This is a genomic window from Paenibacillus sp. DCT19, assembly GCF_003268635.1.
Taxonomy (GTDB): domain Bacteria; phylum Bacillota; class Bacilli; order Paenibacillales; family Paenibacillaceae; genus Paenibacillus.
The window spans coordinates 2404915-2427847 of record NZ_CP029639.1; the positions used below are offsets into that span (position 1 = coordinate 2404915).

16 protein-coding genes and 2 pseudogenes are annotated in these 22933 nt (G+C 44.3%); 16 read left to right on the forward strand and 2 right to left on the reverse strand.

Annotated features, from left to right (window positions below):
• Positions 1-217: 217 nt before the first annotated feature.
• From DMB88_RS10790 to coaD, 15 genes and pseudogenes are all read left to right on the forward strand, one after another.
• Positions 218-1768, forward strand: a complete 1551-nt coding sequence (locus DMB88_RS10790) for a response regulator transcription factor (RefSeq protein ID WP_128101353.1) — start codon at positions 218-220, stop codon at positions 1766-1768.
• An 18-nt stretch (positions 1769-1786) separates the two neighbouring features.
• A complete protein-coding gene (locus DMB88_RS10795) occupies positions 1787-3556 on the forward strand; it encodes a sensor histidine kinase (RefSeq protein ID WP_128101354.1) in 1770 nt (589 codons plus the stop codon).
• A gap of 356 nt (positions 3557-3912) precedes the next feature.
• Positions 3913-5205: an ABC transporter substrate-binding protein gene (locus DMB88_RS10800; RefSeq protein ID WP_128101355.1), complete on the forward strand. Its 1293-nt coding sequence runs from the start codon at positions 3913-3915 to the stop codon at positions 5203-5205.
• A gap of 139 nt (positions 5206-5344) precedes the next feature.
• A complete protein-coding gene (locus DMB88_RS10805) occupies positions 5345-6235 on the forward strand; it encodes a carbohydrate ABC transporter permease (RefSeq protein WP_128104407.1) in 891 nt (296 codons plus the stop codon).
• Positions 6228-7058 (forward strand): carbohydrate ABC transporter permease, encoded by an 831-nt coding sequence (locus tag DMB88_RS10810; RefSeq protein WP_128101356.1) that lies wholly within the window; start codon positions 6228-6230, stop codon positions 7056-7058. Before DMB88_RS10805 ends, DMB88_RS10810 begins: the two co-directional genes overlap by 8 nt.
• A gap of 157 nt (positions 7059-7215) precedes the next feature.
• Entirely contained in the window at positions 7216-10266 is a 3051-nt protein-coding gene (locus tag DMB88_RS10815; RefSeq protein WP_128101357.1) for a beta-galactosidase, LacZ type, read from the forward strand.
• Between the two features lie 153 nt (positions 10267-10419).
• Positions 10420-10725, forward strand: coding sequence for a hypothetical protein (locus tag DMB88_RS10820; protein ID WP_128101358.1), 306 nt, complete (start codon positions 10420-10422; stop codon positions 10723-10725).
• Positions 10726-10779: 54 nt separating this feature from the next.
• Positions 10780-11064: a hypothetical protein gene (locus tag DMB88_RS10825; protein ID WP_128101359.1), complete on the forward strand. Its 285-nt coding sequence runs from the start codon at positions 10780-10782 to the stop codon at positions 11062-11064.
• An 85-nt stretch (positions 11065-11149) separates the two neighbouring features.
• Positions 11150-11446, forward strand: a complete 297-nt coding sequence (locus DMB88_RS10830; RefSeq protein ID WP_128101360.1) for a hypothetical protein — start codon at positions 11150-11152, stop codon at positions 11444-11446.
• 164 nt (positions 11447-11610) lie between these two features.
• Positions 11611-12546 (forward strand): LytTR family transcriptional regulator DNA-binding domain-containing protein, encoded by a 936-nt coding sequence (locus DMB88_RS10835; protein WP_128101361.1) that lies wholly within the window; start codon positions 11611-11613, stop codon positions 12544-12546.
• A 143-nt stretch (positions 12547-12689) separates the two neighbouring features.
• A complete protein-coding gene (locus tag DMB88_RS10840; RefSeq protein ID WP_128101362.1) occupies positions 12690-13535 on the forward strand; it encodes an ABC transporter ATP-binding protein in 846 nt (281 codons plus the stop codon).
• Positions 13532-14239, forward strand: a complete 708-nt coding sequence (locus DMB88_RS10845; protein WP_128101363.1) for an ABC transporter permease — start codon at positions 13532-13534, stop codon at positions 14237-14239. Before DMB88_RS10840 ends, DMB88_RS10845 begins: the two co-directional genes overlap by 4 nt.
• Before the next feature lie 78 nt (positions 14240-14317).
• Positions 14318-16612 (forward strand): preprotein translocase subunit SecA, encoded by a 2295-nt coding sequence (locus DMB88_RS10850; RefSeq protein WP_128101364.1) that lies wholly within the window; start codon positions 14318-14320, stop codon positions 16610-16612.
• A 363-nt stretch (positions 16613-16975) separates the two neighbouring features.
• Positions 16976-17583, forward strand: a pseudogene (rsmD, locus tag DMB88_RS10855) (16S rRNA (guanine(966)-N(2))-methyltransferase RsmD).
• 1 nt (position 17584) lies between these two features.
• Positions 17585-18091, forward strand: coding sequence for a pantetheine-phosphate adenylyltransferase (gene coaD, locus DMB88_RS10860; protein ID WP_056701152.1), 507 nt, complete (start codon positions 17585-17587; stop codon positions 18089-18091).
• Here coaD and DMB88_RS10865 read toward each other — a convergent pair.
• Positions 18069-19385, reverse strand: a complete 1317-nt coding sequence (locus DMB88_RS10865) for a nucleoside recognition domain-containing protein (protein ID WP_128101365.1) — start codon at positions 19383-19385, stop codon at positions 18069-18071. The two genes, coaD and DMB88_RS10865, sit on opposite strands and share 23 nt — an antisense overlap.
• A 207-nt stretch (positions 19386-19592) precedes the next feature.
• Here DMB88_RS10865 and DMB88_RS10870 point away from each other — a divergent pair, with 207 nt between their 5' ends.
• Complete coding sequence (locus DMB88_RS10870; protein ID WP_128101366.1) at positions 19593-20633, forward strand: SepM family pheromone-processing serine protease; 1041 nt, start codon at positions 19593-19595, stop codon at positions 20631-20633.
• A gap of 1028 nt (positions 20634-21661) precedes the next feature.
• On the opposite strand, the pseudogene DMB88_RS10875 reads toward DMB88_RS10870, so the two are convergent.
• A pseudogene (locus DMB88_RS10875) lies at positions 21662-22893 on the reverse strand (nucleotidyltransferase).
• Positions 22894-22933 lie beyond the last annotated feature (40 nt).

The following is a 22933-nucleotide window of genomic DNA, read 5'->3' on the forward strand; positions in this document are numbered from 1 at the left end:
GTGTAATATAGGTATATACTATAAGGATGTATGGTACTTTTGACCTCAGAACCGACGGAATGACCCTGGATGAATGAATCGTCGCAGGATATAAAAATAGAGATACAACTGCCTTAATTTTTGTGTAACCGCTAACACATTACTGCGGCGTACGCGATATTTATAAGGTATAATCTGTAGAGATATAGAGGGAACACTAGATAAGGGGGTCGCGATCATGAACCGGTTGTGCAAGGTATTGATTGTTGACGATGAATTTCTTGTAAGACAAGGAATTAAGCATCATATGAATTGGGAGGCAGAAGGTTTTCAGATCGTGGGCGAAGCCTCCAATGGTGAAGAAGGACTTGAGCAGGTTCGCATGCTGAATCCGGATATTGTAATTACCGACATTGTGATGCCTGTTATGGATGGCGAAATGTTTGTTCGTACATTAAAAGCACATCATCCGCAGATCGAAGTGATCGTACTTAGCAGCTTTAGTGAATTTGAATATGTTCACTCAACCCTTCAGCATGGAGCGGCAGATTATATTTTGAAACCAAAATTGGATACAAATGAATTGTTAGAGGTGCTGCAACGCACGGCGGGCAAAATCCCCGAATTGCAGTTTGAACCATCACATGATGGGTGGCGTCTTGGACAATTAATGGAGAAAATGTTGTCAGGCTTTACCCTGAGTGAAGATGAAGAGATGGATGTTGTCCAAGAGACGTTCCCGCACACTTGCTTCCGTCTGCTTGTGTTCCGGCTCAAGGATTCCAATACGAAGCAGCATACCCTTATAGACAAAGAACAGATGACGCTAGCCCTTAAGAGACATTTGCCAGATGTAGAGTATGCGCTTGTACCGGCCGAAGGTGAGCTACCAGTTGTATTGCTTAATGTTGATCCTGTGAAGGATGAATGGATGGTTGACCGGATCAAACATCTAGCTGTCGATCATGAAGCTGGGGAACCCGGTTCTTCGTGGGTACTAAGTGACAGCTTTACTTCTTTTGAAGCGATGGGTGAGGTGTACCGGAATCATCTGATCAAACTGATGGAGTATCGTTTCTATTTTGAAGATCGTCCTCTCTTGGTGTACAGTGAACTGCCTCCTTTGCATCCAGCGGGTTATCAGTTTAACGTCAATATGTTCTTGCAGCACATTAAACGAAATCGCACGGAGGCAGCGAGAGAATATTTGCAGGATCATGCCAAGACACTTGGAAGAGACTATATTGCAGATGTGTTTGGTATTAAGTCTTTCCTTGGTAATCTCATCTTCAACGTGACGATTACCCTCTCAGATATGGATGTTCAGTCCGGCGCTCTAGAAGAGAGCAAGTATACGTATTTCAAAAATGTAGACGGGTCAACCACGCTTCGTGAAGCGATTGATGTACTGGATACATTTATGGGAGAAGTGCATGCGTGCACATCTGGTGAAGGTAGCCGTAGAAGCGACCCTAACATGAAGATGCTGCTGGAATATATGCATGAGCATTTTGATCAGCCCTTGGGGCTCGCTGACGTAGCGAAGCATTTTCATTTTAATCCGTCGTACTTATCCAGTTATTTCTCATCTCACAAAAAAGAAGGCTTTAACGAATATCTGAACAAAATTCGCATTGAGAAGGCAGAGGAACTCCTTCGGTCAGACGATGTGACGATCTCTGAGATCAGTAGCAGGGTAGGCTATTCGGATCATAGTTACTTTTGCAAAGTGTTCAAGAAATTCACTGGGTTATCACCAAGCCGGTATCGGCGCAAATTCTGGGCTTAAAGTCAGAAGGATTAGATCATGAAGAAATGGATGAACCGCTTATCGAGCCTTGGATTATTTCCTAAATTATTTCTAGTTATGGTCGTCAGCATCGTTCTAGTTTCTGTGCTCATTCTGTGGACGACCATTCATATGTCAACGAACTTATTTACAGATACGTTTAGCATTACGAACTCGAAGGTGCTTAGTCAGATTAAAACGAATTTTGAATCCTTTAATGATGCAGTGGCTGCTGTTACCAATAATGTTGCTCAGAGTGGAGCCATTCGCGGTTTCCTGTCGGAAGGCGACTCAGATTCCATCTCCATGGCCAAATCCTTCTATAATATGAGGGGAACGATGAATCGCGTTCAGACCATAACCGAATCATACGAGGTAGGGATTACCATCGTGGGGATTAATGGGCGGAGCTATTCCACCAATCGCGCTCATCTTGAGATGTCAGTGGATGAATTGAAGCAGCTACCGATTACGATTCAAGCGGCCGAGTCGCCGAGTCGTCTTATCATTGACGATTTTTATAATGAGACTGACACGGGGAAGCTGCAGATGATCTCCGCGACTAAAGCGCTGACAGATCGAATGCGCAGCCGAATATACGGAACATTGTATGTCACCATGAGAGAAGATGCGTTCCGGCAGTTCTATGCCAGCTTTACAAGTCGAGGTAATGACGTCGTCATTATGAATGAGAAAGGCAGAATTGTGTCTTCTAATCGGGAAGACTGGATTGGAACAACGCAGCCCGAACTGCTGTCCTACGCTCAGGAAATGAACGGAAGTCCTTCGAGAAACATTAATGCGCGTGTAATGGGACAGGATAGCATTATTTTGTCGGAGTATCTGCCTTTTTACCGATTCTACCTAGTCAATGTCGTGGATAAAGAGCTCGCTATGGGTCAACTCATCGATATGAAGACCGTTGCTTTAATTTGCGCCGCTATCGTAGTAGGTGCTTTAATCTTAGTATTCCTGATAACAAGTCAGATTACCAAGTCACTGCGCAGACTGGTGAAACAGATGTCCAACATTACGAAGAGTGATCTCGACAACTATATCCCGGTAAGTGGCAGTTACGAGAGTAGACAACTAGGTCATGCGTATAACTACATGCTTGATGAATTGCATGATTATGTAGATCAGTTAGTACAGACACAACGGGATCAGCGTAATGCGGAACTTGCGGCTCTGCAGAGCCAGATTAACCCACACTTCTTATATAACACACTTGCATCTGTTAAAGTCCTAGTTCAGCAGGGCAACAAGGATCGTGCAGCGGAGACGATCAATGCACTGATTGGATTGTTGCAGAATACGATTAGCGATGTCAGTGAGACGGTCACAGTAGAGCAAGAAGTGGAGAATCTGAAAAATTACGTCTTCATTAATCATGTCAGATATGGAGGGCGGATCAAAGCAGCCTTCTATGTGGCTCCAGACTGTACGCACTACCACGTACCTAAACTTGTCATTCAGCCATTTATCGAGAATGCCTTCTTCCACGGATTTATCAAGAAGGAAACAGGGACGATTCATGTTCTGGTCTCTAGAGCAGGCGAATCACTCATCTGCGAAATTATGGATAATGGTGACGGGATTGAAGGGCTTAATATTGGAGAGACATTACCTAATCCGAAAAATAACCGCCAACTCTTCAGCGGTATAGGCATACGTAATGTACACGACCGAATTGAGCTATTATACGGGGCACCCTACGGTGTCACAATTATGAGTAATGTGGGGGAAGGAACAAGAGTAACTGTTACCCTGCCTTTGATTACGAAATAATAGATGAGTGTGTACCCCCTACTTTATTACTATATATCCGTGTTGTCTGAAGTCCCTCGTTCTCTGCAAGTGTCGGAGAAGAGGGGCTTTTTCATGCTTTATTCAAAATGAAAATGCACATTTGTAATATATCTAGATTGAGAAATTACAAAATCAAAAGAAATTACAAAAAACTAAATTTAGTGCAAGCGGTTTCTGTAAAGGTTTTCATTGTGGCAATAAGATGACAAATCCGTACAAAATTATTACTAACGAATGAGTATTTGGGAATGATAAGATGAATACATCGGAAGCAACCGCTTTCAGAAAACGCAAACAAACTTACACACAAAGAGGTCGAAGGGGAGTTGAATGATTTGAAAAAAATGTGGGTATTGATGCTCGCTACAGTATTGTTATTGTCCGCATGTTCATCCGGCGGTGGCGGAGGTTCAACAGCTAGTGGCGGTGACGAGAAAGCAAATGAAATCACAATTTGGGCTTGGGACAAAGCATTTAACGTTGCTGCAATGGAAACAGCAAAAGAAGCATATGCAAAAGTAAATCCTGATCTGAAAGTTAACATCATTGAGTACGCGCAAGCGGACATCATTCAAAAGCTGAACACTGGACTTAACTCCGGAACAAGCAGCGGTCTTCCAAACATCGTTCTGATTGAAGATTACCGTGCACAAAGCTTCCTGAATGCATATCCTGATGCATTTAAAGATTTGTCTTCTTCCATCACGGCTTCCGATTTTGCAGATTACAAACTCGGACCAACAGCATTTGATGGTAAACAATACGGCGTACCATTTGACTCCGGCGTTGCAGGTCTCTACTACAGAACAGACTTGCTGGAGCAAGCAGGTTACAAAGCTGCTGACTTGCAAGACATCACTTGGGATGACTACATCGAAATCGGTAAAGCTGTAAAAGAGAAAACAGGTAAAGAACTTCTTTCTCTTGATCCAAATGACCTCGGAATCATTCGTATGATGATTCAAACAGCAGGTAAATGGTATTCAGCTGAAGATGGTAAAACACCTGACTTGGCAAACAACGCTGCTCTGAAAGAAGCTTTCACAACTTACAAAGCGATGATGGATGCAAACATTGTTAAATTGCACTCTGACTGGAGCCAATTCATTGCAAACATGAACAACGGTAGCGTAGCTTCAGTTCCAACTGGTAACTGGATCTCACCTTCTATTCGTCAAGAAGCTTCCCAGTCCGGCCAATGGGCTGTAGCTCCTATGCCAAAAATGGCTGGTCAACCAAACTCTGTACACGCAACAAACTTGGGTGGTAGCTCATGGTATGTAATGGATGTTCCTGGTGCAGATCAAGCTGCTGACTTCATGGCAAAAACATTTGGTTCTGACAAACAATTGTATCAAGATTTGTTGAACAACATCGGTGCAATCGGTACGTACAAACCAGCAGTTGATGGTGAAGCTTATGCTAAAGCAGATGAATTCTTCAGCGGACAAAAAATCTTCACTGATTTCGCTAACTGGACTACAGAAATTCCAAGCGTAAACTACGGTATCAACACTTATGCAATCGAAGATATCCTGGTTGTTGAAATGCAAAACTTCCTGAACGGCAAAGCAATTGACGACGTTCTGGCTGATGCACAAAAACAAGCTGAAGCACAATTTAACTAAGATATCCAAGGTAACTTATAGAACCCTATGAAACTCGGAGCCATCTCTCATGTCCGGTAGAAGTCGACTGGAAATGACGAGAGGCTCTGTGGGTTCTACCCATGTTCCATGGAGAGAGAGGAGCCATACTGTGAAAGCCATGAATACAGGAGACAGTCTCCAAAAGAAAAATAATTTGACTGGATGGGCTTTTGTTTTGCTGGCTGTTGTCGGAATCGTTGCATTTTACTTCTATCCGATGATCCAAGCGCTGCTCTTATCTTTCAAGTCTGGTGTAGGAGCCAATCTTGAATTTACGGGCCTTTCTAACTACAAAAGGTTGTTCATTGATACAACGTTCCGTACAGCATTATTCAATACGTTTATTTACTTGATCATTCAAGTTCCTGTAATGATTATTCTCGGTTTGTTTATTTCCGTATTGCTGAATGACAGCACACTGCGCTTCCGGAGCTTCTTCCGTACAGCGATTTTCTTGCCTTGTGTAACTTCACTTGTAGCTTACTCTGTTGTATTCAAATATTTGTTTGCTCCAGATGGTATGGTTAACCAAGCATTAATGGGCTTGCACATTATTGGCGATCCTATTCAATGGATTACAGACCCATTCTGGGCTAAAATTACGATCATAATCGCCGTTACTTGGCGTTGGACCGGATATAATATGATTTTCTATCTGTCATCTTTGCAAAACATCGATCAATCGATCTATGAAGCAGCAAGAATTGACGGAGCCAATGCATTCACTCAATTTTTCAAAATCACAGTACCTTTGCTTAAACCGATCATCCTCTTCACATCGATCACATCAACAATTGGTACATTGCAGATCTTCGATGAGATTATGAATATTACTAAAGGTGGTCCGGGTAACGCGACCATGTCGATTTCACAATACATCTACAACCTTTCGTTCAAATATTCACCGGACTTCGGTTATGCAGCAACGGTTTCATATTCCATCGTAATTTTGATCATTATATTGTCCATTATCCAGTTTAAAGTGGCAGGTGATAATAAAAATGGCTAAAGCTAAAGCAAAACGGATTTTCACATATGTGTTCTTATCCATCGTCGCGTTTATATCCATTTTCCCATTTTTCTGGATGCTGGTCAGTGCAACAAATGCATCAGTTGATGTAACGAAGGGCAGATTGCTGCCAGGTTCAGCTTTCCTTGATAACTTCAGCAAATTGCTTGATTCAACAAATCTAGTGCAGGCTCTGGGGAACTCAGCTCTGATTTCAATTATCTCCACTGTATTGGCATTGTTAATTGGTTCCATGGCTGGTTATGGTTTCGAAGTATACCGTACGAAGTCCCGTGATATCGTGTTTAATATTCTATTGTTGTCCATGATGATTCCATTTGCAGCGATCATGGTACCACTATATCGTATGTTTGCAACGATCTCTGGAGTTACTCCAGTTATCGGTATTAACACGATGGCAGCTGTTATTCTGCCAACCATCGCAACAGCGTTCCTGATCTTCTTCTTCCGTCAGAACACCAAAATGTTCCCGAAAGATTTGCTGGAAGCTGGTCGTATTGATGGTCTGAGTGAGCTTGGGATCTTCCTGAAGATCTACATGCCAACGATGAAAACAACATATGCAGCGGCAGCAATCATCACGTTCATGAGCAGCTGGAATAACTATCTGTGGCCACTCATTGTATTGCAAACGCCTGACCAACAGACCATTCCATTGCTGATCTCGAACCTCGGTGCAGGTTACGCTCCGGATTACGGAGTAATCATGACAGCGATTGTTATTGCAACACTGCCTACAGCAATCGTATTCTTCATCATGCAGAAACACTTTGTTGCAGGTATGGTTGGTTCCGTTAAATAATGAAAACAGCATAAACGTCCAGTATGGACAGAGTGCAAGAGGAGAGAAGAGGACGCCAGAGATGGCGTGCCTCTGTCTTTCTGTTTGTTTATGAAAATCCGTTGTGGAGAATGTATTTTAGAGATAAGTAAATTTTCGTTCAAGGGAGAGAGAGCCGATGAAAGCAACACAAGCAGATATTAATTGGTTGGGCGACGTTAGTGTATTTGAGGTAAATCGTCTTCATGCTTACTCTGATCACAGATATTATAGAACGATGGAAGAGGCCATTACTTCAGGTCAAATGAACATGCGTTATGATCTGAACGGAACATGGAAATTTAACTATGCGGTTCGTCCAGACAGCCGCCCAGAGTTTTTCTACAAGTCCGACTTCTCCAGTGAGGGTTGGGATGATATCGAGGTTCCAGGACATATTCAGCTTCAAGGATACGGTCAGATGCAATATGTAAATACTCAGTATCCATGGGATGGATTGAATGAACTGCGTCCACCAGCATTACCACAGGACAAAAATCCAGTTGGAAGTTATATTCGTTCGTTCCACCTGCCAACAGGTTGGCAGAACAACCCTGTATATATTTCGTTCCAAGGCGTAGAGTCTGCATTCTATGTATGGCTTAACGGACAATTCGTAGGATATGGTGAGGATAGCTTCACACCATCAGACTTCGATCTTACACCATTCCTTCAGGACGGTGAGAACAAGCTAGCGGTTGAAGTTTACCAACGTAGCACAGGTAGCTGGCTGGAGGATCAAGACTTCTGGCGTTTCTCCGGTATTTTCAGAGATGTGTATCTGTACACCGTACCTGCTGCTCATGTTCGCGATGTACATGTTCGTACAGATCTGGACAAATCGTATACGAATGGTACGTTGCAGGTTAATCTGAAGCTTGAAGGTCAAGCTGCTGCAGGAGCTAAGATTGAAGCTGAACTTCGTGACGCGGAAGGAAACACAGTTAACACGTTCGCATCCGACGTTAAGGACGGGCTTGTAAGCCTTCGTGAAGAGATCGGTAAAGTAAACCTGTGGAGTGCAGAGATTCCATACCTGTATCGTCTCTACATTCGTGTATATGATGCCAACGGAGCATTAGTTGAAGTCGTTCCTCAGGCTGTTGGATTTCGTACATTTGAAATGATCGACAAAGTCATGCACATCAACGGTAAACGCATCGTATTCAAAGGTGTGAACCGCCATGAGTTCAACCCACGTCGTGGACGTGCTGTGACGAAGGAAGATATGTTATGGGATGTTCGTACGATCAAACAGAACAATATGAATGCAGTACGTACATCACACTATCCGAACCAAAGTCTATGGTATGAGCTGTGTGATGAATATGGACTGTATGTGATCGACGAAATGAATCTGGAGACACACGGATCTTGGCAGAAGCTGGGTGTAGTTGAGCCTTCTTGGGTTATTCCAGGCGACAAACCAGAGTGGCATGATATCGTTATGGATCGCGCAATTTCCATGGTTGAACGGGATAAAAACCATCCGTCGATTCTCATCTGGTCATGTGGTAACGAATCCCATGGTGGTGAGGTCATTTATAAAGTATCTCAATACTTTAAGTCTGCTGATCCTACACGTCTGGTACATTATGAAGGTGTATTCCATGATCGTCGTTTCAACGATACAAGTGATATGGAATCCCGTATGTACGCGAAACCGGCTGACATTGAAGAGTTCCTGAACGCTAATCCTGAGAAGCCATATATTAGCTGTGAATACATGCATGCTATGGGTAACTCCATCGGTGGTATGCATAAATACACCGAGCTTGAAGACAAATATCCAATGTATCAAGGTGGCTTCATCTGGGATTACATTGACCAATCGGTATATAAAAAAGATCGTTACGGTAAAGAATTCCTTGCCTACGGTGGAGACTTCGGAGATCGGCCTTCGGACTATTCCTTCTGTGGTAACGGAATTGTACACGCAGACCGTAAAGTGACTGCGAAAATGCAGGAGGTTAAATTCCTGTATCAAAACATTAAGCTTTTCCCAGATCGTAATGCAGTTAAAATTGTGAATGATAATCTGTTCGCAGATACGTCTGCACTTGAACTGGTTTACAGCTTGGAGCGCGAAGGTCATGAAGTCGTTCGTGGCACACTTGAAGTGAACGTTCAGCCGCAAAGCGAACTGGTTGTAAACCTTCCAATTGATGTAGAAGGACTATCCGCTGCTGAATATGCTGTGAATACAGCATTCGTTCTGAAATCTGCTACATTGTGGGCAGACCAAGGAGAAGAGGTTGCATTCGGGCAATTCATTTTCAAACAAGAGAATAGCTCTAATGAGACTACTTCTGTTGATGCAAATCAAGTTCATGAGATTCGTGTGGTAGAAGGCGATGTTCACATCGGGGTACGTGTTGGACAGACACATGCCTTGTTCTCCAAAGCATTTGGAACACTGGTATCACTTCAATTCTCAGGACGTGAAACGATTGCTCAGCCTCCACTGCCATTGTTCTGGCGTGCAACAACAGACAATGACAAAGGAACTGCAATGGGCTTCGAGCTTGGCGCATGGTATGCAGCAAGTTTGATGCCAAGATGTGTGGAATGGAAAGCAGAACAGCAATCCAATGCGTATCGTATTGAATTCACTTATAAGCTGAACATCTCCGCTGATGTGCAAGTGAAGGTTGCTTATACCGTACGTAATGATGGAAGTGTACATGTGCATAACGCATACAAAGGAACCGCAGGATTGCCTGAGCTTCCAATCCATGCACTTTCCTTCAAAACATCGCCAGAATTCAGCAATGTCGAGTGGCTCGCACTTGGACCAGAAGAGAACTATGCTGACCGTGCTTTCGGCGCGCGTTTGGGTATCCATGCAAGTACGGTTGCTGATACAGTTGCTCCGTACCTTGTTCCACAGGAGTCTGGTAACCGTACAGGCGTACGCTGGGCAAAAGTAACGGATAATGCTGGACGCGGATTCAAGATCGAAGCGGCCTCTGCTCCGGTTGAACTCAATGTTTCTCCATATACAGCATTTGAATTGGAAAATGCACAACACGCGTATGAATTGCCTCCTGTGCACTATACTGTCGTGACTGTTGCTGGTAAACAAATGGGTGTCGGCGGTGATGATAGCTGGGGTGCTCCAGTTCATCCAGAATACCGAATTGCTTCTAATGGTGAATTGGAATTTGAATTCGTAATTCGCTCACTGTAATAGTAATAAGTAAATAAAAGAGGTCTCCATCAGATGGAGGCCTCTTCTATTTGTATACGCTAAGGCGGACGAACATTTTTCCAATGAAACCGTATCTATACAAACTCGTATTAAATTAGATAGTAGACATCGTATGATGGAGGGGATTACTTGATGAGTAGAAAAGCGAAAACGGGTGTGTGGGTTACCTCTTTAGCTGTACTTGGTATTATTGTGGGGTGCTTCATATGGTATTTCAATACCGCTTCCGGAGAACGTGCACTCAAAACGATGAGATCAAATAATGCGGGCGGGCTTGAACGAGTAGTTAAGGTATACAGTGATTCGGGTGAGTTGATTCATACGTACGAGGGCAAAATTGACCTACAGGATACGGAGTATGGTAATAAAGTATTGTTTGATCTGGATGGTAAACGTATCGTTATCTATAATGCGACGGTAATTAGTGAGGAGAAGTGAGGTAATTATTAATGTAACGGACGTAATACCTTCTTCTGAAAAGGAGGCATTGTTGTGAACACGGGAATAGTGCTGCTTACGATACTTGGCATGATTGCCTTTTACGGATTAATTGGTTATTTCCTGATTGGATATGTGGCTAGGAAAATATGGAGGCACTCTTTAGATCGTTATCGAATTATACAGATCCTCCTTGTTCTATCCATCGTCTTTGTCATCGTGCAAGCCATTCGATATCAAAGCTGGACTTTGGCATTACCTATAACAGGTATTCTGGTGCCTATGATTAGTATGATGACAACGTATAGGAGAAAACAAGCAAAAAAGAATATGGGATAAACATAAACGACAAAGCAGATGGTAGAACTTTTATTTTATTGGTAAGATAGGGAAAATAGATACGGAGTAAGGCGGGGAACTAAGAATGTATTTTTTATCTGGATTCATCGTATTATTAGGTGGAATAGCGATGTTGGTCTTGTGTTGTTTGCTAGTATACTTCTTAATAGCTCTTGTTTCACGCAAAGGGTTCAAGCGGGTGCTGCAAAAACATGAGGTTATCGAGATCATGGTGTGGACGGGGTTAGTTCTCCTGTCGTTGCTGTTGATTGTACAACAATCATGGTTAGTACTTTTACCAATCGTGTTGTTGATGACGACGATGATCAAATTACGACGTACCAATCGGAAACTAAGAGCGGTACTTGGCGAGGACAACTAATTATGAGTCCATATGCACAAAACACACAGCAGATTAACGAGTGAGGTTGACTAAATGAGCTATATTAGTCGGCCTTTTTTAGTATTGAATTAATGTAGATACATTCCTTATATGGAAGAAAAAAGGTTTTTATAATCTACGAAGTACTAATCTGGGAGGATATTATGCAATTTGAACCAATCTACACGCATGGGAAATTAACGATACCAAAGATCGAGCTCAATCTGGATAACAATCCATTGGTTGGCATTATAACAGACTTGAAGCGAAAGCAGCTTTTGATGGATCAATTGGCCGATCATGCGCAATACCATTTGTTTCGAGTGCAACTAGGCGAATATATGAATCTGCGAGTAGAAGAGCTAATTATGTTTTTGATCCGAGTAACGGAAAGAAATGATCATGTTGCTACGTTAATTGATTATTTTGCTCTAAAAGAAGAACGGAAAGTAAAAATGAAGCATCTAAGCTCATCGAGAAGAATGTTTGTGACATTGCTACGCGTATTTTTTGCACATCAGCCTACGCTTGTGTTGGAGGAACCATATTTTTATCTGGAAGAAGAAGATCGTCGTTCTTTCAAACGAATTTTAGATGACCTTTCGAAAGACAAACAGATCTTGATTTTAACTTCGAATTTAGAGGATGCCATGATATCTTGTGATGCGATTTATCGCCTGAACGAAGAGGGATTTCATCCATTAGATATTCGAGATACAGAAGTGGAGGAACAGGAGGTACATGAACAAGATCAACCGAATATAACGCTGCAGAAGATTTATACGAAAAAGAATGACAAAGTCATCTTATTTAACCCGCCTGAAATTGATTATATCGAAAGTCTGAATGGTTCGATTCTTGTGCATGTTGGTGGAGAAAGTTTTGCCTGTGCTCTGACGTTAACCGAGCTTGAGCAGCGATTGTTGAACTTCGGATTTTTTAGATGTCATCGTTCCTATATTGTGAACCTACAAAAAGTTAGAGAGATTATTACTTGGACGAAGAATAGCTATAGCCTAAGATTAAATACAGGTGAAGATGCGGTTGTCCCATTATCTCGTTCCAAATTACAAGAATTAAAAGCACATCTGAATATTTGATTTCCGGGGAAATATTGTATTGAATCCATTCAGCCCATATGGGTACCATTCAGGCGCGAACAGCTACATTTCAGCGAGTTTTGATGGTTGATGGCATGCTATCTCTATATGCTGAGAACATCAACAATAAGGAAGTGATCTGAATGGCCATGATTCAAGTGGAGCATATTCGAAAGAGATTTGGTGAAAAAGATGCGTTATCAGAAGTCTCTTTTTCGATTCCCCGAGGTGAAATTTTTGGTTTTCTTGGCCCGAGTGGTTCGGGAAAAACAACATTAATTAAGATATTAACTGCGCAGTTAGCCCCGACCAGCGGAAAGGCTAAGGTGTTTAACCAGTCGGCATCGATGATGTATCAATCGGCTCAGAAAATGCGCTTCGGTATGTTGTCTGATAACAGTGGTCTATATGAGAGGTTAACCGTAGAAGAAAATTTGGAGTTATATTGTCAGTTATATGATCTCTCTGCATCTTCGATTGAAAAAGTATTACAATTTGTGAACTTAAGTGGAGAACGCAAAAAGAAAATTCATCTCTTGTCAAAAGGAATGCGTCAGCGTGTTCTTTTGGCATGCGCGGTGATTCATGAGCCCGAATTATTATTTTTGGATGAACCTACCTCGGCTTTAGATCCAGTGAATTCTTTACATATCTATAAAGGGCTGCGTTACTTAAACGAGAAAGGAACAACGATCTTCTTAACAACACACGACATGGCTGAAGCTGAATTGTTATGCGATCGTATAGCAATTTTGTATGAAGGAAAGATTCAAACCATTGGAATGCCCAAAGAGCTAAAAAAACAACATCGTGAAAACGTCATATCTGTGGACCTATTAAATGGAGAATCGCATGAGCTTCCAATTAGTGCAGAAACAGCTAACCTCATTGCAGATTGGATGAAACAAGGACTAATCGATCGAATAGAAACAAAAGAGCCGAGTCTTGGCGAGATCTTTATCAAACTGACAGGAAGTGAGTTACTATGAGTATCTCATTAAAACGGATTCAAGCAATATTTATTAAGGATTACAAAGAATTCTCACGTAATTACGGCATTTCCGTTACTCTAATTATTCCAATTGTTTTTGCCTTTCTATTTCGTGGTGCTGGTTCGTCTTCGCAAGCGATTGCTTTTCTTCTCAATTGCTCATTTGTAATTCTGACTTGTCTAGCACAAGCTTGTTTAATAGCTGAAGAAAAGGAACGTAATACGTTGCGTTCTTTAATGATGACCCCTGCGACAACCACAGATGTTTTAATCGGAAAAAGTGCTTTGGTCTTTGTCATGTCTGGTGTTGTTCTCGCAGTCGTTACATACATATTGGGTTACGTACCAGCTAGTATGTGGGCGTATGTAACAGCACTTTTCATATCCACTATTCTGTATACTGCAATCGGAACCATATGTGGTTTGTTCTCTAAGACGTTACTTGAGGCATCGTTAACTATACTTCCTGTAGCGACCATATTTGCTGGGGCGCCTTGGGGAGCGCAACTTGTGAATGACTATTCGATCTTTAAAGTGCTGGATTACATGCCAAGCAGTCAGCTTGTACATTTATTAAGTATCTCTCCTGCGGGCTATACGATGGGAGAGCTATTGAAACCACTGATCATTATTTTGGTATGGACGATTGTACTAACAATTGTATCTGTATTTCTATATGAACGACGGTTAAAGGATGAGTAGATAAATAAACACGTATGAAGCAATCTAATTTACTGTAGTCATCATCGAATCGTGTAGTTTTTCTAAGGAGGGCTGAATGTGTTAAATACCGTCGTCAAGTTGGTACGAGATTTCAAAGAGCGTGATTCTAGACATAGGCTGGAAGGCTATCGAAGCATCGTTAACCTGATTAGGAAAAAGGATTTGGCAGCATGGGACGATGGACAGCTACAAGCTGAATTTCTTCAATTGCAAAGAAAGGCTAACTCGGGCACAGCCTTAGAGGAACTACTTGTTGATCTCTACGCAATAGTCTGTGAGGTATCGAAGAGACAGCTTGGTTTACAGCCATATGATGTGCAGATTACAGCTGCTATCGCTTTACATGAGAGAGTACTAATTGAGCAGCAGACGGGGGAAGGGAAAACCTTATCTGCTGTGATGACCGCTTGTTTGAATGCATTGACTGGTCAGGGAGTGCATGTGCTGACGTTTAACGATTATTTAGCACATCGCGATGCGGAGTGGATGGGACCCATTTATCGTTTTCTAGGCTTAACAGTAAGTTCAGTACAAACGGGCATGAGTCTGAGTGAGAAACAGGAAGCTTATGCCAAGGATATAACGTATGTGACCGCCAAAGAAGCCGGATTTGACTATTTGCGGGATACGATTGCATTACACCAAGACGATCTGGTGCACCGCCCTTTTCACTTTGTTATTATCGATGAAGCAGATTCATTGCTGCTTGATGAAGCACGGGTTCCATTGGTCATTAGTGGAGAGTCTGGCGCTTCTAGCGGTGATTATATTCGTTTCGCTGAAGTGGCTAGACAGCTCGTGCCATTGGAGCATTATCATTTCGACGAATTTCAACGTAACGTATATTTGAATGAAACAGGCTCAGCGAAGGTGGAGTCCTTGCTAGAGTGTGGCAATTTATACGATCACCATAACAGTCACTTGTTAACGTCATTAAATTGTGCATTACATGCCGAAACGTTGTTAAGAAGAGACGTCGACTACATCGTTAGGAATGGTGAAATAGAACTGATTGAAGAATTTACGGGGCGTGTGGCAGAGAATCGATACTTACCAGAAGGTTTGCAAACAGCGCTTGTGGCCAAAGAGGGATTGCAATATAAAGTTGGCGGAAAGATTCTTGGAACGATTACCGTTCAACACTTTATTAGTCTGTATCCAAGAATTAGCGGGATGACGGCTACGGCTCTAGCTTCCAGCATGGAATTCAAAAGGATGTATGAACTTGAGGTTGTACAGATCCTGCCGAACCAGCCAATCAAACGAACCGACCATGCACATAGGATATACACACACCAAGAAGCCAAACTTAGAGCGCTGGTACAAGAAATTGTGACTGTTCATGCAACGGGGCGTCCAATGCTCATAGGTACGTCAAGTGTTCAAGAGTCTCACAAACTGGCGGAAGCCCTAGCTGGTGCGGGGGTGAAATGCCATATTTTGAATGCGAAGAATGATGCAAAAGAGGCAGAAATTATAGCTAAAGCTGGAGAAATTGGCGCTGTAACGGTATCAACCAATATGGCAGGGCGTGGTGTCGATATTCGGCTTGGGGGAGGTGATCCTACTCAAGTAGACCGGGTTGTGAAACTGGGTGGATTGTATGTGATTGGGACACATATGAATGAAAGTGTACGGATAGATAACCAGTTACGCGGACGTTCGGGTCGCCAAGGAGACCCTGGAGATTCTGTCTTTTATGTAAGTTTAGAGGATGATTTGCTGCTTCAGTTCGGCATTCGTGATGCAATTCGCGTACCAAAACAGGATGGGCGTCTCAATGAGCCGATATATCATAGCAAACTGGAGCATATTCAGCGTGTTATAATGGGGCAAAACTTCGATCTTCAGCAGGAACTGAACGGTTATTCGGATATGATAGAAGATCAGAGACGAATTCTACATGAGGAGCGGTTCCGAATACTGAATGGGTACCTACCTATGAGTCCTTCGGAGCAACGAGTTCGCCTTTTTTATATGGACGAGTTCTGGGCAGACCATCTAGCATACGCATCTTATATACGGGAGAGCATCCATCTGGAAAGCCTTACTAACCAGAATCCAATGGATGAATTCCACAGATATATCACCGAAGCATTTGAACAAATTCCGGCTAAAATAGCTAAAGAGTCCGCCAATATGCTAGCAATGCTCGAAGGTTCCAATGATCCAGCCCAATGGGAACAGTTCGGTTTGAAGAGTCCTGCCTCCACGAATACCTACATGATCAGCGATCAGTACATGGATTACTTACAGAATCGCAGTTCATGGACTGCGGGCACGGTCATCGCTTTTTGGCTTCATAGGTTGTTAAGACCTGTATTCGGGTGGTCCAAATTTGGATCAAGATAACACAACATCAGGGTAATGGTTCTGACGAAATATGGGTACGAGTGCAATGCAAAAATAAAAGCCTACCAGAGCTCGCTCTGATAGGCTTTTATTCGGAGACCTCTTTCGAGGTCTCCTTTCATGGGAGAGGAGAAACCGGACGAAGAGCTTATGGGGAAACGTAAGTCTTCTCCGCGGTTGTCTACGACACTTGTGATGTCGATAATTATAGAATAGCCAGAAGGTTTCCTTTTTATACATAATCATCAATTCATATTTTGATTTTATGGGTATACCATGAAGCCATTATTTTTCAAACTGATCCCGATTGTGGTACGATAGCTGTATCAATAAACTTACATAGAGAGAATAGGTGACTCATTCGTGAGAGTGGTATCTGGAAGTGCAAAAGGTAGACCGTTGAAGGCGGTTCCTGGCACAGGAACGCGGCCGACCACCGACAAGGTGAAGGAAGCGTTATTTAGTATGATTGGCCCGTATTTTGAGGGTGGAACGGCATTGGATCTGTTTGCGGGCAGTGGTGGTCTCGGAATTGAGGCGCTGAGCCGTGGCATGGACAAGGCTGTTTTTGTTGATTTGGAACCAAAGAGCATTGAAGTCATCCGCATGAATCTGACAGCAACGAAGCTGGAAAATCAGGCGGCTATATATCGAAATGATGCAGGGCGGGCGTTAAAGGCTCTCGCCAAGCGGAGTACCACATTTGATCTCGTGTTCCTCGACCCCCTTATCGGATGAAGAACGGGGATGAACTTATGCTTACGATGCATGAACTGGAGCTGCTTAAACCTGAAGCGACTATCGTGCTTGAATATGAATCTAAACATCTGTACCCTGAGCAATTCGGCCCGTTTGAACAAACGCGCAAAGCATTGTACGGGGAAACTGCGGTTTCCATTTATCATTATGCACCTCATGCATCCGAAGATGGAGAATCCAGCACAGCGGAAGAGGAGGATCTCCATGAGTGAAATGATACATCGTCAAGAACGGATTGCCGTTTATCCAGGTAGTTTTGATCCTGTAACGATGGGACATCTGGACATTATTGCTAGAGCATCGAAGCAATTTGACCGTGTGATTGTTGCGGTACTGAATAATATGAGCAAAAACCCACTGTTTACGGTGGAGGAGCGCAAGCAATTAATTACGGAAGTGACGCGTCATCTGCCTAATGTTGAGGTGGATAGCTTCCGCGATCTAACGGCCAATTATGTACGCCAAAAAGAAGCGCAAGTTATCGTGCGAGGTATTCGCTCGGTCACTGATTTTGAATACGAACTGCAACTCGCTTCCACCAATAGTAAATTGAATCCAGATGCGGAGACCATTTTCATGATGACAAATCCGAAGTATTCGTATCTCAGCTCCAGTATTGTAAAAGAAATTGCGCATTACAATGGAGATGTAACGGATCTGGTATCCCCTGAAGTGGAAGCTGCGCTACGTCAGAAGATTAGCGAGAAGAACGCTCGTTAAACCAACGCGTCAGCCCTGAAAGACTGATCATAATTACAAGTAGCAGAGCAAGACTGACCATTGCTACCGGAATGGCGTACCCAAGTAACGCTAGGCTAGAACTGCTACTGAACAGGGAAAACCATTGCGGTGCAGCTGGCAATCCAATGTTTGTGGTCGTTTGAAACGTAGTCCAGATCTCTGTACTGTATCGACTAAAAGGTGTCCATAGAACAAGACTCATGGCGAAAGCGATCAGTGCGTGTAAGAGTCGTATGGCTATAAAGTCAATCATATTCCTTGTCGCAAGCCCGACTGATTTTAGAACGGCAGAGACTTGTAAATGGGAGCAAAGGCCGCCCCAGCCTAATACGGCTGCAACGAGAGCGATCATAACTACAGGAGCCAGAGAGGTTTGACTTAGATGGTAGATTCCGAGATGGATTTCCAGCAGCGATGACCATAAGGAAACGGAAGCACCTGGCGTAAGATATAGGCTCAGCAGTCGAATAAACACCGCAAATACAATCATAAATCCTCCGGTCATCATCAAGGTCTGAACGGCTTGGGAGACCGTATCACCAAGAAGCTTACCGAATCCCCGTCCATCACGGCTACGAGCCTCGCGAGCGGCAAGGTTCATACGCTGCCAAAGTGTATGGCGGGGAACGACAGGCTTTTTGGAAGAGGAAATGGGATGTGCTTGTGTATGTGCTGGTTCTGAAAGATTTGGTGATACATCTGAGGACGAGCTTGTGCCAATGCTTGCTGCCCGACCTACAGGCAATAGGCGAATACCGATCATGGCGGCAATCCATCCGCTAATCCAATGTATACCGAGAAGAAAGTATCCAGCAGCAGGCTGATGAAGAAAAGCTGCACCCAAGACGATGATAATCATCATTGGATTGGAGAAATGAGCAACGGCTGCCAAGACACCCGCCTGTTTGGCGGTTATTTGTCGATCTTGTACAAGCCGTGCAGCTGTATCAGCTCCTGCAGGAAAGCCACCACACATGCCCACAGCTATAGCCAGTCCAGCCTGACCGGGTAACCGAAACAAACGCTGCATGAGTGGCCCGAGCAGAACGCCGAGTGCATCGGTAAACCCAAATGCGGTTAACATCTGGGCAAGCATGAGGAAAGGCAGCATGGCGGGGAAAATAATTTTCCACCAAATATCGAGCCCTTGAATGGAAGCATCGAAGGCTTCTTTGGGAGATAATACAACGGCGACAACTAGCAACATTGCACCACTACTTAGAAAAATGGTTCGTAACAGGCCCGAACGGGTAACCTCGGTCTGCATATTCATCAATTCACCTCATAGGATATAGCGCCGCGTTTACACTCGGGCTGTTGGATGGATGTGGACGGCCGAATGGCGTCCGTAGACGGTTCGGCCTTGACCGGACAAGCGGCTGCTCACAGCGGCCTATCCGGCCTGTACCATTGTATGCAAGTTGACGAGAGTGTTAGACTTATAAATATTTAAGAAACGTAAAGAACGGGGGCTCATGCGATGAATCGGATTCGGAAATCTGGGGGTTTCAAAGCGTCGATCTTTGTGATCGTGGTAGCTCTGATTCTCTATGTTGCAGTATACATGCCAACGCCGTATATCATTTATCTGCCTGGCAGTGCAGATGAAATTAAACCGATGGTAACGGTCAAGGGTGGGGATAAGGAAGAAAACGGAGTGTTTATGATGACGACGGTGTCGGCTACATATGCCAACGTATTTCTACTCGGAACGTCCTTGTTTAATCGAAATGCACAAATCGATAAAAAAGAAGATCGATTACGTGGCAAAAGTGAAGCAGAATACTCTGCAGAACAAGTGTGGTTCATGAGTGATTCTCAATCCTCCGCGATGGAAGCGGCTTATGAAAAGGCTGGAATCAAATACTCTATCGTTCCTGAGCACATCTTTGTATTTGGACTGTCACAGGATCCTAAACCGCAAGGGGATATTTTACCTGGCGATACTATTTTGGGTGTGGATGGAACAGCAACACCTGATAATACGATTTTATCTGCCCAACTAAAGGGAAGAAAACCAGGAGATACGGTTGAAATGCAATTGGAGCGTGGCGGAGAAACGATTAGCCGTGAGATTCAACTTGTAGAAGTGACCGACAACAAAACAGGGGAAAAGCGTCCAGGCTTAGGTGTGATGATTGGTACGGTTCAGAAAGTGAAGCCGGAGGACCCCGATAAACAGATCACATTTACAAGCACGCAAGTAGGAGGGCCGTCTGCAGGGTTAATGTTCACACTGGAGATCTATAACCAATTGACGGCTGGTGACCTGACCAAAGGTCATCGTATCGCAGGTACGGGTACGATCACAAAGGATGGTACGGTTGGTCCAATCGGGGGCGTGATTCACAAAATTGTGGCTGCGGATCGGAAGGACGCGGAGATTTTCTTCGTACCCAAAGATAATTATAAGGAAGCCGAAGCGAAGGCAAAACAAATTGATACACAAATGAAGCTGGTTCCGGTCAGTAGCGTTGACGATGCACTGGCTTACCTAAAAACGTTATCTGTGAAGTCTTAATTAGGGATAGCGAGTTGTTTACATGAGAGGTTATGGATAGCCTCTTTTCGTATTATCAGGTTAGCCAGTCATTACTGGTTGGCCTTTTTTTTATAGTCGTTTTACGATGGTGGGACCGGGAGAACGTAGCTCTTTTAGGATGATCAACCCCGTACAAAAAACTGTTCTCCCACTACCTCCAAAAGACCATGTTTTTTTGTGCCTTGATTGGGCGGAATATCGTACCAATGCTCAAGTTTGTAAGTAGATCTGATGGTACGAATGAGCATCTGGACGCGCCAAGAAAGGCAAGATGTGCTGTAATTCAGATGGTGTGAATAGAAACTGATTAGGGTGTATTGAGGATGGGGATCATTGAAGAAAGCGGTGTCTGATGAATATAATTCCAAGCAAGGATATTCTGCGTAGGCATGCAGAGGGACGTCAAGGAAAAGTAGTAGGGTAGGGGCGGGGGAAATAGGCGGTGCTCGTGCTCTTAAGTGAGTGTGAGCTTTGAAGTCACGACTCTCAATGATGTACTAGTTCTAACGAACTCAGTCGGCGTTATTCACGGAAAAATGGCATTCAGGAGATGCTAACAAATCGTAGACACGCTAATGAGCCTTTTGGACGCGAGAATTAGGTTCATTCCGTGGTATTTTGCAATATAACGTTTCTCAGGTTCGTTACCATTTCCATTCGTTGTGAAATGACGGAATAAGGTCTCTCAGATTCGTTTACAGCGACGAGACGGTGTAGGGAGAGAGGCTCGTTCATGAATAGGCTTTGCCTGATCAAAAAAACCTTCCATTGAGCAGAATTCGCCTGCTACAGTGGAAGGTTTTTTGGCTGTTGAGCACAGTATAACTCTGATTTTGACCAAGGGCTTTCAGACATGATTATCGAACCGTTAGTTCCTGTAACAACAAGGGGTTAACCGAAGTATAACGGTATTTAGGAACTGAATGTCTTTGGTAAGCTCAATCGGTTGTAGTTACATATCCTCAATGATAGAATATCCCGCAGATTGAGTATGCTTATATTCCTATTTAGTATCTTATTGGTGGATCAAAATAGTCGCTGTACATCGTTCTTGTGTCTTTGTCAGCGTAAGCGAGGGCATATGCTGCCTGAGCCTGTATATCCAGTTCAAGCTGGCTGTGACTAAAGGTAGATGGCTTAATCACGACGGGTAGAGATGCGGAACGTTTCATTTGTTTGAGCAGGCTCTGACCTTTCGAGCTGAAGCCAAGGATTCGAAGGTAGCCTGGCCCTTCAGCCAAGATGCTGGGGATAACTCAGCCTTAGTATGATTTAACAGCACATGTGTTAACATCCGTTGCAGCTTCGTCCGCGTATACCGCTTGGTCTTCAATGCACTAAGCAAGGCATCAACTGAAGGCTCCGCCAGCTGAGACAGGGTACGGATCAGCCGATGCTCTAGTCCTTCCGTGACCTCGGCGATGCTGGCTAGCTCGGAGGCACGGCGGGTCGCCGCGATGTGCAACAGCGGCTGGACAAAGCGCTCCCAGTCCACGGGAGCGCGCCGGGTTTGCCATTCCCGCTGGAGAATGGCAAGAGTTGCCGCCGGCACGTACTGCGCGGCGGCTTCGGGCTCGTCCGCCATTAACAGGCGGCGGACGGCTGTTGCACTGGCGATCGCCCCAGGCCCGGGCGTCGCCTCGTGATACGCGGCACCGGTACGCGCCGCGGTAAAGGGCTGGATCGCGCTGCCTAACCGTTCCAGCGCGATCAGGTAGTGCAGCCCAAGCGAATTGTTGGGCTGCTCCAGCAGTGCAGCGGCGTCGCGAGCATCGACGCCGCCAGGCGCCAGTGCCGTCGCCGCGCCTGCGTACGCGGCGGGGTAGCTGGCGCCCTCCCGCAGGCGGCGCGCGATATCCTCGCGCAGCCCTGCGGGCTCTACAGCCAGCACGCGCGCAATGCGCTGCAGGCTGTCCAGGTCCCCCGACTCGCTGCCGAAGCAGAGCGAGTCGACAACCCCGGTATGGTGCAGCAATGCCACCGCACCATACGCAAACCACTCCGCCGGTTGTACGGCATAGGCAACCGGCAGTTCAACCACGAGATCGGCGCCAGCATGAAGCGCCATCTCGGTGCGTGCCCTTTTACCTACGATGGCGGGTTCGCCGCGTTGGAGGAAAGGGCCGCTCATCACAGCAACGACGGCATCTGCACCGCTAAGTCGCCGGGCCTCGCTTAAATGATAGACATGCCCGTTATGCAGCGGATTATATTCAACAATGACACCAACGGCCTTCATATGTAAGGTACACTCCTTTTCCAGAAACTAAGAAACTCTT